General features: G+C 44.7%; 11 protein-coding genes. 5 read left to right on the forward strand and 6 right to left on the reverse strand.

Annotation, left to right across the window (positions count from 1 at the left end; all coding sequences use genetic code 11):
* Positions 1–95: 95 nt before the first annotated feature.
* From ACOJR9_RS16235 to ACOJR9_RS16245, 3 genes are all read right to left on the reverse strand, one after another.
* Positions 96–1,925, reverse strand: a complete 1,830-nt coding sequence (locus tag ACOJR9_RS16235) for a putative nucleotidyltransferase substrate binding domain-containing protein (RefSeq protein ID WP_420933952.1) — start codon at positions 1,923–1,925, stop codon at positions 96–98.
* A gap of 249 nt (positions 1,926–2,174) precedes the next feature.
* On the reverse strand, positions 2,175–3,881 hold the full coding sequence (locus ACOJR9_RS16240) for a sodium:solute symporter family protein (RefSeq protein WP_420933953.1): 1,707 nt from the start codon (positions 3,879–3,881) through the stop codon (positions 2,175–2,177).
* A gap of 4 nt (positions 3,882–3,885) precedes the next feature.
* Positions 3,886–4,152 carry a DUF4212 domain-containing protein gene (locus ACOJR9_RS16245; protein ID WP_334031695.1) on the reverse strand — a complete coding sequence of 89 codons (267 nt, stop codon included), beginning with the start codon at positions 4,150–4,152 and terminating at the stop codon, positions 3,886–3,888.
* Between the two features lie 257 nt (positions 4,153–4,409).
* On the opposite strand from ACOJR9_RS16245, the gene ACOJR9_RS16250 reads away from it, so the two are divergent.
* Positions 4,410–7,862 (forward strand): PAS domain-containing hybrid sensor histidine kinase/response regulator, encoded by a 3,453-nt coding sequence (locus ACOJR9_RS16250; protein WP_420933954.1) that lies wholly within the window; start codon positions 4,410–4,412, stop codon positions 7,860–7,862.
* Between the two features lie 18 nt (positions 7,863–7,880).
* On the opposite strand, the gene ACOJR9_RS16255 is transcribed toward ACOJR9_RS16250, so the two are convergent.
* Positions 7,881–8,501 (reverse strand): mechanosensitive ion channel domain-containing protein, encoded by a 621-nt coding sequence (locus ACOJR9_RS16255; protein WP_420936155.1) that lies wholly within the window; start codon positions 8,499–8,501, stop codon positions 7,881–7,883.
* A 274-nt stretch (positions 8,502–8,775) separates the two neighbouring features.
* Here ACOJR9_RS16255 and rimK point away from each other — a divergent pair, with 274 nt between their 5' ends.
* The 4 genes from rimK (at position 8,776) to ACOJR9_RS16275 (ending at position 12,362) form a co-directional block, all read left to right on the forward strand.
* On the forward strand, positions 8,776–9,681 hold the full coding sequence (rimK, locus tag ACOJR9_RS16260; protein ID WP_420933955.1) for a 30S ribosomal protein S6--L-glutamate ligase: 906 nt from the start codon (positions 8,776–8,778) through the stop codon (positions 9,679–9,681).
* 81 nt (positions 9,682–9,762) lie between these two features.
* A complete protein-coding gene (locus tag ACOJR9_RS16265; protein ID WP_420933956.1) occupies positions 9,763–10,794 on the forward strand; it encodes a succinylglutamate desuccinylase/aspartoacylase family protein in 1,032 nt (343 codons plus the stop codon).
* 8 nt (positions 10,795–10,802) lie between these two features.
* Positions 10,803–11,237 carry an ATP-dependent zinc protease gene (locus ACOJR9_RS16270; RefSeq protein WP_420936156.1) on the forward strand — a complete coding sequence of 145 codons (435 nt, stop codon included), beginning with the start codon at positions 10,803–10,805 and terminating at the stop codon, positions 11,235–11,237.
* A 99-nt stretch (positions 11,238–11,336) separates the two neighbouring features.
* A complete protein-coding gene (locus ACOJR9_RS16275; RefSeq protein WP_420933957.1) occupies positions 11,337–12,362 on the forward strand; it encodes an amino acid ABC transporter substrate-binding protein in 1,026 nt (341 codons plus the stop codon).
* A gap of 35 nt (positions 12,363–12,397) precedes the next feature.
* On the opposite strand, the gene ACOJR9_RS16280 is transcribed toward ACOJR9_RS16275, so the two are convergent.
* Positions 12,398–13,042 (reverse strand): response regulator transcription factor, encoded by a 645-nt coding sequence (locus ACOJR9_RS16280; RefSeq protein ID WP_420933958.1) that lies wholly within the window; start codon positions 13,040–13,042, stop codon positions 12,398–12,400.
* 15 nt (positions 13,043–13,057) lie between these two features.
* Positions 13,058–15,004: an acetate--CoA ligase gene (gene acs / locus ACOJR9_RS16285; protein ID WP_420933959.1), complete on the reverse strand. Its 1,947-nt coding sequence runs from the start codon at positions 15,002–15,004 to the stop codon at positions 13,058–13,060.
* Between the last annotated feature and the right edge of the window lie 63 nt (positions 15,005–15,067).

Raw genomic sequence — 15,067 nt, forward strand, 5'->3', positions numbered from 1 at the left:
TTAATCCTACGCTTTAAATTACCTTACGAATTTCTAACACCAGCATTGCTTATCCGCCCGTCATTTATTTTAAAACCGCTGTGACAAGAGGTGAGCTAGCCAACTCCGCCGGAAAACTTCATTACCATGGCTTCGTTAGCTCGCTCTATTGCTTTAAAGCCTGCTTTAAGTTGATGCTTCTGAATTGACGACAACATGCTCACCGACACAAGGTTATCGGTCACTTTGTTCTCTAGCTGGTGACGCCAGCGCAGCCTATTTAAAAATACCCAGATGTCTTTAAGGTTTGCTGCATCTTTAGAAGAAAGCTCGGACTTGTCAGACAAACGCTCAAGACGCGCAACGGTATTGGGCAACGTAATACCATCAGCTAACGCATAAATTCGCGCAATATTGTTAATAAGCGCCACGGCACGGGTTTTTAAATCAATGGTGTCTTTTTGTTTACGTCCTTTTTCATAGCTAAACTTTTGAAACATTGATAAAGGGACAGACACATCATTGCTATTGCGCGCTAGGGCGGCTAAAAACATCTTCTGCTGTAATAATGGTGCTCGCCTTTTTTGCAGTTGTTTAAATAAGCTTGCATCACCCGCAGCGCATCGCACATCCAAAAAAATATTAAAGTGCATAATGGCCTTGCTCGTAGGTGATGATACCCACCGTTCAGCCTCTCTTACCGCTTCATCAACTGACAATCGCAATTCAGGATTACTGGCCATAATGTTGCCGTCACACAGCTTAATACCGCATTTCGCTAATCCTTTGCACACGTAGTCTGTCATATCAGCAAAATAGGCAGCCTGTTTGTCGTTGGGCGTAGATGCTAAAAGCAACCCGCTGTCTTGATCAGACCCCGTGGTTTGATCTTCCCTCGCCTGCGACCCATAAACTAACCAGGCAAACATCATAGGGGCTTTACCATTATCTTGCTGAAAAAAGCCAATAAGCTTTCGCGTCATCACGTCAGTTGCCTGGGACAAAATTTTGCCCGCAATATCGTAATCACCGGCTCGTTTGGCGTGAGCCGCAAAATAATGTGGTAATTGCCACGACAGTCTTGTGAGCTCGTACAGATTATTCGCTTTTGTTAGCTCTCCAATAATGAAAAGAACGTTGCCTCGCTGGTGCCTTATAATATCGCTGGCCGTCACCATTCCCATGGGCGACTGAGATAGGTGGTCGATAACCGGCAAGTGGTGAATATTGTTTTCGGTCATCAGCGCCATGGCATCAAACAGCGTTCTGTTGTTGCCAATTTGGGTAGGGTTTACTGTCATTATTTTCTTAACTGGAAGGGCGGTATCAAGAGCGTTGGCGACTACGCGGGATCGCAAATCTCTATCTGTCACTATGCCAATAAGCTTGTCGCTATCGGTTACTAATAAGGAAGATACTTTTTCTTGAGTCATTAACATTGCAGCATCAGCAATAGACATATCGCTGTGAGCGGCCACAGGCGCCTTATCTACAACATCGGTGAGTGCTTTGTACAACCACATGGAGTTAGAGTCGGCAATGGCATGATTTTGCAACGCATTGTTGCGCAAGCCGGTAAAAAAGGTATTAACCTCTACAAGCTCAAGTAACGCAAATACGTCTTCCGCGGCAAAACTGTAAACTAACCCGGGGCTATCTACATTGACAGAAAGTGGATAAGTACGTTTATCTAAAATAGTGGCATAGTTAAAGTAATCTCCCTCGCTTAAATGCCTAGCAGCGCCTTCTCCATCCTCCACGGAAAACTGACCGCTTTGAATAAGGTATAGTCGAGGTTCTCCCTTCGCAAAATGCTCGACGTTATCTTTCGTCACATATAATAGATCAGCATGTCGAATAAGGTCGTGGCGCTGAGATTCATTTAACATATCAAACGGTGCCGATGTAGCAAGAAAGTCTTCAACCTGCTTTGCTATTGCTGTCATTGGTAAATCCTTATTCTCTAACTATTTGCCTTTCTCTTGCTCAGTCTTTTGACTTGGCTCTTGGCCTATTGAGAGTTACACCGCGAATTCTGCATATGTCTCTTTTTTTAATGAATAGGATAATGCATTCACTAAAAAAAAAGACACCTTCTCAAAAGAAAAAACCAACCGACTAAATACAGCTAGAAGGTTGGCCTTTTATTTTACTTATACGTATTACTCGTATTTTTCACTAATTCGGTTTATCGATTAGTGTGCAGAGGCTTCACCCGCTCCCTTAGGATAGCGAATACTTTCTACCAACTCCTGGATTTCTTCTGGTGCTTCATCTGTCACTTTGAAGACAAGGAATGCCACTATGAAGTTAACTATCATACCCAATGTACCAATACCCTCAGGTGAGACACCCAACAACCAGTTGTCAGGAGTATTCGCAGCAGGGTTAACAAACTTGAAGTAGATAATGTACGTCGCGGTAAAGGCAATACCAGATAACATACCCGCAACAGCACCCTTATCATTCATACGTTTGCTAAAGATACCCATAATAATAGCAGGGAAGAAACTGGACGCTGCTAAGCCGAAGGCAAAAGCGACCACCTGCGCAACGAACCCGGGCGGATTAATACCAAAGTAACCGGCAATGACAATGGCAACACCTGCGGCCAATCGTGCATAAAATAGCTCTGCCTTATCCGTAATATCTGGCGCAAAATTTCGTTTCAGTAAATCATGAGATACCGACGTGGAAATGACGAGTAACAAGCCAGCCGAGGTAGAAAGCGCAGCGGCAACACCACCAGCGGCCACCAAGGCAATAACCCAAGCCGGTAAATTCGCTATTTCAGGGTTCGCCAGTACCATGATGTCACGGTCGACGGTCATTTCGTTACGCTCATCACCAGAATAGAACATGACGCCATCGCCATTCTTATCGTTAAATTCGATAAGTCCGGTTTGCTCCCAGTTCTTAATCCACGATGGTGCTTCTTCGTAACTGGTACCCGTAAGCTCTGGGCCGTTAATAGTTTCAATCATATTAACGCGAGCAAAAGCAGCAAGAGACGGTGCAGTGGTGTAAACAATAGCGATAAACGCTAGTGCATAACCCGCTGATTTACGCGCATCGTGTACTTTTGGAACAGTGAAGAAGCGAACAATAACGTGTGGTAAACCTGCTGTACCTACCATAAGTGCAAAGGTAATGAAGAATACATCAATGGTACTTTTCGTCCCTGTCGTGTATTCATGGAAACCAAGATCGGTGGATAAATTATCGAGCTTTTGCAGCAAATGCATACCCGACCCATCGGCCAACGTGGCTCCGAAACCGGTTTGCGGAAGAATATGACCGGTAACCATGATAGAAATAAATACCGCAGGAACCACATAGGCAAACACCATCACACAAAATTGTGCAACTTGCGTGTAGGTAATACCTTTCATGCCGCCAAGTACGGTGTAGAAAAAGACGATAACCATACCGAGCACTACGCCGGTAACAATATCAACTTCTAAGAATCGACTGAATACAACGCCAACCCCTCGCATCTGCCCTGCTACATAGGTAAAACAGACAAAAATAGCGCAAAATACAGCAACGGTTCGGGCTGTTTGTGAGTAGTAGCGGTCTCCAATAAAATCGGGTACAGTGAATTTTCCGAATTTGCGAAGATAAGGTGCTAGGCAAAGCGCGAGCAGAACGTAACCGCCTGTCCAGCCCATAAGGTATACGGCGCCGTCATATCCCATAAAGGAAATAAGGCCTGCCATGGAAATAAACGATGCAGCTGACATCCAATCGGCGGCTGTTGCCATACCGTTTAACACAGGTGGAACACCGCCACCGGCGACGTAAAAATCGTTTGTTGATCCGGCTCTGGCCCAAATCGCAATTGCAATGTACAGCGCGAATGTAGCGCCTACAATAAGTAAGGTGAGTGCTTGAACATCCATCGTATTACTCCTCGTCTACGCCGTAACGTTTGTCCATCGCATTCATTTTCGCCATGTAGACAAAAATAAGAGCGACAAAAACTAAAATGGAACCTTGTTGCGCAAACCAGAAGCCCAGTTTGAAACCAAAGAATTGGATGTTATTTAATGCATCGGCAAATAAAATGCCGGCACCAAAGGATACAGCGAACCAAACGACTAAAAGTTTAAAAAGGAGAGCTAAGTTCTCCTTCCAGTATGCTTTTTGGTCATCATTATTTCTAAAAGACATTGTTCCGTCCCCACGTCAGGTTAATCGGTTGTTGTTTTTTTACATTTTCCTAACGCTCAACTCTTTTACATTGTCGCTGCTGATTTCACGTTGCTAACAACGTTCACCCAAAGCAGCGAAGCCAAGCCTATAGGAGGTTGGATATCACTTTAGACCCGCATCAAATATTTAAAAATGAGACCATGGTCGTAGGTAGACGAAGGTAGCGATGAGTATAATAGGCACAGAGTTGTAAAAATAAGGTTAACGAGGGCGCTATGGTTTTTGGCTGGATCACACTGGCAGTATTGTATCTATTTTTACTTTTTTCCCTGGCTAGCTGGGGCGAAAAAAACTCGCCAATGGCGCGGGCGCTCACTTCCCATCCCGCTATTTATTCTCTCGCGCTCGCTATTTATTGTACTGCATGGACATTCTTCGGCATGGTAGGACAAGCAAGTAGAGATACCTGGATTTATCTGCCTATTATGCTTGGCCCCATTTTAGTCTACGTGGTGGGTTACAAATTTATTTATAAACTGACATTAGTGAGTAAGAAGCAGCATATTACCACTATTTCTGACTTTATTGCCTCTCGTTATGGGAAGCGTCAAACCGTAGCATTGGTGGTCACGCTCATCGCACTACTTGCCACTATTCCTTATATTGCACTGCAATTGAAAGCCGTTGGCAATACATTTCAGCTACTTACACAACAACCCAAAAATGACATCATTATCATTGTAGCAACGGCTTTTATTGCGGTGTTCGCCATTTATTTTGGCACACGTCAAACTGATGTGACTGAATATCGAAGAGGCTTAATGCTCGCCATCGCCTTTGAGTCGTCAGTGAAACTACTCGCGCTAGTGTTGGTGGCGTTTGTTGGTTACAGCGCCTGGAAAACTACGCAAAATGGTCCTTTTTTCGAAAGTTTTTTAAACGAGTCGGCGCTATCTACCTTTAGCTCGTTTACGTTTATTGCCCAAACTATTATGGCAGCTGCCGCCATTGTGTGTTTACCAAGACAATTTCACGTGGCAATTATCGACAATTTAAGTTTATCCCATTTACGCACCGCTCGCTGGCTGTTCCCGCTTTATCTTATTATTATTTCTGCAGTTATTCCTGTTATCGCTATTGCGGGCAAAGCTATATTTTCTGGTACCGGTATTGAGCCCGATTCGTATGTTTTATCGCTGGCCATGTTTTCAGAGTCCGTCTTATTGCAGATGATTGTTTTTGTTGGCGGCCTGTCTGCTGCCACCGCAATGATTATTGTGGCAACGCTTACGCTCAGCACCATGCTAACTAACGACGTAATTTTACCCCGCATTTTGGCACTTACCGAAGATACGGACAAAAAGCGGGATATTTCTCGCCGCATAAGACTAATACGGCGAGTTGTCATCGCCTTCATCTTGTTGATGGCATTTTTATACCACCAGCAAATGACCAACAGTCGTTCGCTACACTCAATAGGTCTTATTGCTTTTTCACTGGTTATTCAATTGTTACCAGCCATTGTAGGCGGTTTGTACTGGAAACGCGCACATGCCCATGGCGTGTATGCAGGGTTAATGATTGGCTTAGTTATTTGGGTATTGTGGCTAGTATTACCAATTGTAAGCGAACAAGTATCCAGACTAGAACAAAATGAGCTTATAAGCCAAGGTGCAATGATAAGCTTAGCAGCCAATGCTTTTATGTATGTCCTTTTTTCGTGGTTTGCCCCCCAGCGACTTATCGATCGCATTCAGGCAGAAGCCTTTGTGTCACCCACCATGTCAGCCAATAATTCGGTAAAAACTCAAGCAACTAACGTAAGAGTTTCGGACTTAACCACACTACTGTCCACGTTTATGGGATCTGGTAGGTGCGTACAGCTTGTCGATGAATATCAAACGCTAAATCACTGTCAACTGAATGAGCAAGATACGCCAGATGAGTCATTCTTATCGTTTTGTGAACGAGCGTTAGGTGGTGTAATTGGTGCTTCAAGTGCGAAAGTGCTACTAGATAGCGCGCTGCGTGGCAAAAAAATGGACTTCACTGAGATCATCAATTTCTTTGATGACACCACTCAAGCCATGCAGTTTAATATGACCGCACTACTCACTTCGCTTGAAAATATGGATCAGGGGATCAGTGTTGTCGACAAACACCTGCATCTAGTCGCGTGGAATAAGCGTTATTCAAACCTTTACCCCTACCCTGACGACTTACTTGCAGTAGGCGTCCCCATTGAACGCCTTATTCGATACAACGCCGCTCAGGGCGAATTTGGCACTTACAATGTCGAAGCAGAGATAGAAAAGCGTTTAGAGCATTTACGCTCGGGCATGCCTCATCGATTCACCCGTCAAAGACAAGACGGACGAGTTATCGAAATGGTTGGCAACCCACTACCTGGTGGTGGCTTTGTAACAAGCTTTAATGACATTACCGGCCACGTAGAAATTCAGCAGGCTCTTGAAGAGTCTAACATCGACCTTGAAGCTCGAATTAAAAAGCGTACTGAAGAAGTGCACTCCATTAATGCAGCACTGCGCCTTGAAATTGAAAGGCGCTCTGGCGCCGAAAAAGAATTAATTCGAGCAAGAAAAGCGGCAGAAGATGCCAACGCAAGTAAAACCCGATTTTTAGCGCTTGCCAGCCACGACGTATTGCAGCCACTCAATGCCGCTAAGCTTTATGTAAGCGCTCTAGAAGAGCAAGACCTATCTGAGCAAACACTGACGATCGTTCAAAAGCTCAGTCATAGCGTATCATCGAGCGAGGCCCTTATTGGTACATTGCTCGATATTGCGCGCCTTGATCAGGGTGAGATGAAGCCAGATTTAGAGTCTGTTGATGTGAACACCCTCCTTTCGCCTTTGCTGGATGAAATGTCGATGCGAGCCAAAGAAAAAGGACTGGAACTAAAAGCAATCATTCGCCCATGCTGGGTACATGCCGACAAAACCTATCTGTATAGAATCTTGCAAAACCTACTGTCTAACGCAGTGAAATATACCGAAAAAGGCAGAGTGCTATTTGCTGTTAAAACGAACGGAAATACCGTGACGTTTAACATTATGGATACTGGAATTGGTATTTCTAGCGACAAACTAGACACCATATTTGGCGACTTTTTCCGTGCCAATGAAAGCAAAGAGCATGGCCTTGGGTTGGGTCTTGGTGTTGTGCGACGACTTAGCTTACAGCTCAATAGCGAAATTAAAGTCACTTCTCAGTTAGGCAAGGGAAGTAGTTTTCGCTTCACGCTGGAAAAAGTAGCAGCAAAACTTACTTCTGCTCAACCCGCAAAACCAAGAAACACCACATTCAGCGGTATGAAGGTGCTTTGTGTTGACGACCAGCGGGAAAACTTAGATGCGCTGAGTACCTTGTTAGAAAAATGGGGGGTGAGTGTGACGCTTGCCAACAATTGGGATGATGCATTATCCCTTGCAGTGTCTGTAAAACCACAAATTCTATTAATGGACTATCAGCTAAGCCATGAAGATAGCAAAAATGGACTGGCCCTTATCGAACTTATTCGAACAACGCTAAATGTGGTTGTTCCAGCGGCACTGATCACAGCCACTCCCGATGAAAACCTTGTGGTTCAATGCAAAGAACAGGGAGTTAACTTTTTAGCTAAACCACTTAAACCAGCAAAACTGCGCGCCTTGTTGCAAAGTATGACTCGCTATATTCGAGAAGCAAAAAACGTAGAGCCAGATTAGCAATGGTGGAGGAGTAAACTATCGCTCTTCATTCACTTGGTGTGAATCATCAACCTGCTTTGGCGCCGATACATCGGCCTTGGCGACTACTTTACCAATGCTGTTCCACTTTACTTTAGGGTTTAGCATAACGGGACGAGTAAGAATAAGATTATTTGGATACATGATCGTTTCGCGATCCGTTGTGACTAGTCGGGTACTAAACGGACCAATATCGGCAATAACACCTTCCACAAAATTATCGCCATCGATGATACGCAAATAGTTGCCTCTGCGATAAGACACATTCGTTAGCAAAATAAAATAGGCGGTAATGTTACTTATCAAGGACCAGCTAGCGAATAAAGCAACACCTGTAACCGTAATAATGGACGTGGAAAGTACAAGTAGCCCAGAAAAGTCGATACCCCATGCAAGTAATAGTAAACACATAGAAACGGTAGCCACCAGCACCCGCGCAGCAAACAGCCCTTTCAACGCGCTATGAGATTTTAACTTTGATTTGGCAATATCACTTTCAATTTTTGGCAGCAGTTTTCGAGACATGACTAGATAAACCAGCAAGACCAAACTGCTAAACACTATATTCGACTGATACTCAGTTGCCCAACGTAAAATACCATTCCACCACTCCATCATTAACGCGTCGTTCTCCACAAAAATCCTCAAATTGATTTCAATATTCACTACTAAATTGATGGCAAATAAGCCGCCAGCTTCGACATGCTATCGTTATTGCGCTACTCTTTCATAAAATAAAAACAATCGCCACCATAAGAAAAAATCGTAAGACAGTCGTTACAGACTCAATTAGTATGCGCGGCTAAAACAGCTTGCGCATTTACTGTTCACATGTAACGGTGTTATCGACCCGTAGGCAAAGTTACTTCATTTTATCAAGGCTGATTTATTCATGCGTATTGCAATACTCTCGAGAAACCCGAAACTTTACTCTACTTCACGTCTTGTAGAAGCTGGCAAGGCTAGAGGCCATGAAGTAGATATTATTGATACCATGCATTGCTATATGGATATTACCAGTGCTCGTCCTTCGGTACGATACAAAGGCAGAAAACTACCCTATTACGATGCTGTGATCCCTCGCATAGGTGCGTCGGTCAGTTTTTATGGCACATCGGTAGTTCGTCAGTTTGAAATGATGGGTACATACAGTGTTAATGAATCTGTCGCAATTAGTCGTTCTCGAGATAAACTTCGCTCGTTGCAACTGCTCTCACGTAAGGGCATTGGTATGCCGCGAACAGGTTTTGCGCATCACCCAGACAAAATAGACGACGTAATTAAAACCGTAGGTGGCGCTCCCGTGGTCATCAAATTACTTGAGGGCACCCAAGGAATTGGCGTAGTACTAGCAGAAACCCACAACGCCGCTGAATCTATTATCGAAGCCTTTATGGGGTTGAATGCCAGTATACTGGTGCAAGAGTTTATTAAAGAAGCTGGCGGCAGTGATATTCGCTGCCTAGTAGTGGGTGGCAAAGTGGTTGCTGCAATGAAGCGTCAAGCGGCCGAAGGTGAATTTCGTTCTAATTTACACCGTGGCGGTCAAGCCAGTCTGGTAAGGCTGAGCCCTGCAGAGCGCAAAACCGCTATTGATGCCGCTAAAACTATGGGATTAAACTGTTGTGGGGTAGACATCTTGCGCTCTAACCATGGTCCAGTTGTCATGGAAGTTAACTCATCGCCTGGCTTAGAAGGTATTGAGAAAGCGACGAACAAAGACGTAGCAGCGATGATCATTTCATTTATCGAAAAAAGCGCTGAACCACATAAAACAAAAACACGCGGTAAGGGATAGCGAAGTCGTTAAGTGATAATCAGGGCGTTTTGTCCTACTAATGATGTAAGGCTGCAACGCCATTTGTGAAGGAAAACCAGAGTGGTTAAGAATATTTTGACAATTGGGGGGCACGATATAGCCCCGGGAGAAACCAAAAAAATAGATCTCGAAATGCCACCGCTTTATACCGCGACGAACATGAGCATTCCCGTTTATGTGAAACGAGGGAAACGCCCTGGTCCCATTATGTTTGTTAGCGCAGCGATTCACGGCGACGAGCTAAACGGTATAGAAATTGTAGGGCGCGTAATTCGCTCAAAAGCCATTGAGAAACTGCGCGGCACACTTATCGCAGTGCCGATGGTGAATGTTTACGGAGTGTTAAATCAGTCGCGCTATTTACCCGACAGGCGAGACTTAAACCGCAGCTTTCCCGGCAGCAAAAAAGGATCTTTAGCTGGCAGACTTGCCAATTTATTTTTTAACGAAGTGGTCAGTAAGTGCGATGTGGGAATAGATCTTCACACGGGTGCCATTCATCGAAGCAATCTCCCCCAAATTCGCGCGAACCTAGACGACACTGAGGTGTTGGAGATGGCAAAAGCCTTCGGCGTGCCGGTGCTGTTAAATGCCGAAATTCGCGACGGCTCACTGCGAGAGGCTGCCAGTACCAGTGGTGTGAAAATATTGCTTTATGAAGCAGGACAAGCACTACGCTATGATGAGTTTTCCATAAGAGCCGGTGTAAAGGGAATTATCAATACCATGCGGCACTTAGGCATGCTGAACAAGAGCCGCAGTAAGGGCCACAGCATAAACCGTTTTATTGCGCAGCAAAGCGGCTGGGTAAGAGCCTCTGAGAGCGGATTGGTTACTCATTTGGCACAGCTTGGCGACCACGTTGAGAAAGGTGATAAATTAGCTGCTATTGCCGATCCCTTTGGTAACTTTGTTGGCAGTATTATCAGTCCAGCGGAGGGCATTGTCATTGGTAAACAAAATATACCACTTACCCAAGAAGGTGAAGCCATATACCACATAGCCTATTTTTCTAAGCCTAACGAGGTAGCGGAGCATGTAGAGCTCTACCAAGACAACTTGTTGCCTGGTGAAGCACCTCTTGTTGAGTAAAAACGATGATGAATAATAAAAAACTTATTGGTGCTGTCGAATTGTGCGATTTACCCCAGTTAGCTATTATAGAACTTAACGTGAGAGTAGACACTGGGGCAGCCACGTCATCTTTGCACGTGGATAATATAGAGGAATTTACCAAAGGCGATGAGCTATGGATCAGCTTCGATATTCACCCTGATATTTACAATGTAGAAACAGTGGTAAGGCGCGAAGCGAAAGTTTTTGGTAAAAAAAAGGTGAAAAGTTCTACCGCAACCCGAGAAAAGCGCTATGTTATATTAACAGATATCGTTATGGATGGTTTTCAGTGGAATATACAGCTTACGCTGACTGATCGCTCAGAAATGACATATTCTATGTTACTTGGCCGAGAGGGAATGGCTGGACATTTTATTGTAGATCCTGAATATGACTTCCTTCTCACTGGAAAAGACTAGCGCTCGCCCCCTTTCTACTCGTATTTACTGTATAGCAAAGGTCAATGCGCTGCTATTTCAGGAGATAAATGACTGGACACGCGTTGGCCAGGAAGGGCTTTGCTTTTTACATCTCTACAAGCTCGCATTGTTTTTGCACTGCTTGCTTGTGCTACTCTTATTTTCACACTTCACTCCCATGCCAACCAGACAAGCCATTCTTCTAGCACTGCCCACACTACAATAAGGCTGCCCAATGTGCACCCCGGTCGTGACGCCGTCTACGCCCACGCGAAACAGTTGCTTACCGAAGCACTTCTTATCACACAGGCAGACTACGGCACTTTCGAATTGATAGTGAGTAATCAAGAAAGTCCGCAGCGGCGACAGCTGAGAAGTTTAGAACACGACCTCCTTGATGTTACGTGGAGCGTCACCTCATCAGATAGGGAAGCGTACTTTTTGCCCATCCGCATACCTATTATGGCTGGACTGTTTGGCAAGAGAGTGCTGTTAATTGATTCTGAGGACACACGTTTTTCAAAAGATATGGAAATTACCGATCTTAAAGAATTCAGAGCAGTTCTTGGTTATGACTGGCCTGATACCGACATTTTTAGACAGGCGGGTATTCCCGTTGTTGAAACCACCTATCGTGCATCGTTTAAGATGGTGTCGGAAGGGTTTGCTGACATGTTTCCCCGTAGCGTGGTGGAAGTATTAGGAGAGGTTGAACACACAGAATTGAGTAAAGGGCTCGTTATTGAGGACAACATCGTTATTTCATACCCTAGCCCGATATTTTTCTTTGTTGGTAGTAACAATAAACGGCTTGCCTCACGAATAACCGAAGGGTTACTGCAACTGTTAAAAAATCATCGGTTTCAACAGTTGATAAAAGAATATAAGGGCTATCAACAGGGCCTTACACTTATTGAGGGGCGAACAATCATTCACCTAGACAACCCTTTTTTAAGTACCGAGAGTAAAAAGGCGATAGAGAACTTTCTACCGCTGTTTACGCCCGACAAAATCCTCTTCGAGAGCTCTGCTTCAGACGATGCTACTAAAGAAGCCTATCCTGAAGATGGCACTGGTGCAGAGGCCAACGTTGAAGAATTATTGGTAATTAACGGCCTGAGGTAAAAAACCTTTACTTATAGCACTGGCTACAAGCATGGTTAGCGTGAGGGTGGTTCAAGCTCGAGTTGTGAAGCAATCAATACTGCTTGTGTGCGATTATTAATGCCCAGCTTTTTGAATAAGGCCGTAACATGGGCTTTTACCGTGGCTTCAGCAATATCCAAATTGTAGCCAATTTGTTTATTCAATAAACCGTCTCGCATATAACACAGCACTTTATACTGAGAGGGTGTAAGCGAAGCAACCTTGTCAGCAAGTTCTGAAAACGCCTCGTCAACTTCGTTGACATTTTCACTTAGCCCTTCAGGTAGCCAAATATCACCATCAAGAATGGCTTCCACGGCATTGGCTATATCTTGTGCACTGGCAGTTTTAGGTATAAAGCCAGACGCGCCAACACCAATAATTTTAGATATTAACGCAGTGTCTTCTGTACCCGATACCACTGCAACGGGGATGTCGGGATAAAGCTTGCGAATATGAAGTAGCCCGAACAGATCATTACTGCCGGGCATGTGTAAATCGAGCAGAAGCAAATCGATATCCTCTTTGTTGAGCATATCAACCGTAGACATTAAGTCACCTGCCTCTTTAAGCGTTAAGGAGGGTAACGACAACGAGAGAGCGCCTCTTAAAGCATCGCGATACAGCGGGTGATCATCTGCGATTAAAAGCGTTATCATTGTCGTTTTCCTTGATTATTTATTAAGTCGTTCCTCTATGAGTGTATCAACAACAGAGGGATCCGCCAACGTCGATGTATCACCCAATTGCTCATGCTCGTTTGCCGCTATTTTACGTAGAATACGACGCATTATTTTACCAGAGCGTGTTTTCGGTAACCCTGTAGACCACTGAATAATATCTGGTGTTGCAATAGGGCTTAACTCTTGACGCACCCATGCTTTAAGCTCCTTAGTAAGAGCTTCATTAACCTCTACACCTTCAATAGGACTTACATAAACGTAAATTCCCTGACCTTTAATATCGTGTGGATATCCAACAACTGCTGCCTCAGCCACTTTACTGTGCGCCACAAGTGCGCTTTCAATTTCTGCAGTACCTAAGCGGTGACCTGAAACATTTAATACATCGTCTACGCGACCAGTTATCCAATAACATCCATCTTCGTCACGTCGAGCACCATCACCGGTAAAGTACACGCCTTCATAGGCACTGAAATAAGTATTAATAAAACGTTGATGGTCGCCATACACAGTCCGAGCCTGACTCGGCCAGCTATCTTTAATCACTAGGTTACCTTCGGCGGCACCTTCCAGTTCGTTGCCATCAGCATCGAATAATGCTGGAGCTACCCCGAAGAACGGTCGGGTAGCCGAACCAGGCTTAAGCTCTGTCGCCCCCGGTAATGGAAGGATCATATGACCACCAGTTTCCGTTTGCCACCACGTGTCAATTATGGGGCAACGGCCTTGACCAATGACGCGGTGATACCATTCCCATGCCTCTGGGTTAATCGGTTCACCTACCGTTCCTAATAAACGCAACGACGATAGATCACAGCCCTCTGCTGGTGTGTCGCCGTGAGCCATTAACGCGCGAATAGCCGTTGGTGCAGTATACAAGCTATTTACTTTATACTTTTCAACCACCTGCGCAATGCGTTTCACGTCAGGGTACGTAGGCACACCTTCAAAGAAAACTTGTGACGCTGCGTTAACCATAGGCCCGTAGACCATGTAACTATGCCCCGTTACCCAACCTACATCGGCAGTACACCAATAGATGTCATCGTCTTTGTAATCAAAGGCGTATTTAAAGGTCATGGCTGAATACAGTAAATACCCGCCGGTGGTATGCACAACACCTTTGGGTGTTCCTGTAGAGCCTGATGTATATAGAATAAACAGTGGATCTTCGGCGTTCATTACCTCAGGTTCACATTGTGCAGAGCAATTATCAATTGCATCGTGCCACCAAACGTCATGCTTGCTGTTCCAATCAACATCGCCGCCAGTAAGCTTATGCACAATTACATGAGTGACAGAAGGACAAGCATGGTTTGCTAGCGCCTTATCAACGTTTGCTTTAAGAGGAATACTGCGCCCTGCTCTGCGGCCTTCATCGGCGGTAATAACCACTTTGGCTTCGCTGTCATTAATGCGATCAGCAATTGCATTTGGCGAGAAACCACCAAAAATAACCGAATGTACAGCACCTATACGAGCACAGGCCAACATTGCGTAAGCGGCTTCAGGCACCATAGGCATGTAAATCGCCACGCGATCGCCTTTCTCCACGCCCATTTCTTTAAGCGCATTGGCTAACTTACACACTTCATAATGTACTTGTTGATAGGTGACATCTAAACAGTCTTTGGGAGAGTCACCTTCCCAGTGAAACGCAACCTTAGTAGCGTTCTTCTCTAAATGTCTGTCAATGCAGTTATAACTTGCGTTTAACGCACCATCTTCAAACCACTTTATCGATACGTCGTTTTTGTTAAACACCGTATTCTTAATTTTTGTTGGCGCTTCGTACCACTCCAGTAATGCAGCATGCTCCGCCCAGAATGACTCAGGGTCGTCTATCGACTTCTTGTACATTTCGTCGTATTGAGACGCAGTAAGATGAGTAGATTGAAGGATATTTTCTGGTACAGGGTAAGTTTTGCTGGCAGTCATAGATTGCCTCCGATTTAATAGTGTTAAATTCTCGATCGTTAGGATATTACTCTAATCATTAAT

The organism is Alteromonas ulvae, assembly GCF_048987005.1.
Lineage (GTDB): Bacteria > Pseudomonadota > Gammaproteobacteria > Enterobacterales > Alteromonadaceae > Alteromonas.

Coding starts and splice junctions, on each gene's coding strand:
- ACOJR9_RS16235 (WP_420933952.1), bottom strand. CDS start 1,925: ATGACAGCAATAGCAAAGCAGGTTGAAGACTTTCTTGCTACATCGGCA.
- ACOJR9_RS16240 (WP_420933953.1), bottom strand. CDS start 3,881: ATGGATGTTCAAGCACTCACCTTACTTATTGTAGGCGCTACATTCGCG.
- ACOJR9_RS16245 (WP_334031695.1), bottom strand. CDS start 4,152: ATGTCTTTTAGAAATAATGATGACCAAAAAGCATACTGGAAGGAGAAC.
- ACOJR9_RS16250 (WP_420933954.1), top strand. CDS start 4,410: ATGGTTTTTGGCTGGATCACACTGGCAGTATTGTATCTATTTTTACTT.
- ACOJR9_RS16255 (WP_420936155.1), bottom strand. CDS start 8,501: ATGATGGAGTGGTGGAATGGTATTTTACGTTGGGCAACTGAGTATCAG.
- rimK (WP_420933955.1), top strand. CDS start 8,776: ATGCGTATTGCAATACTCTCGAGAAACCCGAAACTTTACTCTACTTCA.
- ACOJR9_RS16270 (WP_420936156.1), top strand. CDS start 10,803: ATGAATAATAAAAAACTTATTGGTGCTGTCGAATTGTGCGATTTACCC.
- ACOJR9_RS16280 (WP_420933958.1), bottom strand. CDS start 13,042: ATGATAACGCTTTTAATCGCAGATGATCACCCGCTGTATCGCGATGCT.
- acs (WP_420933959.1), bottom strand. CDS start 15,004: ATGACTGCCAGCAAAACTTACCCTGTACCAGAAAATATCCTTCAATCT.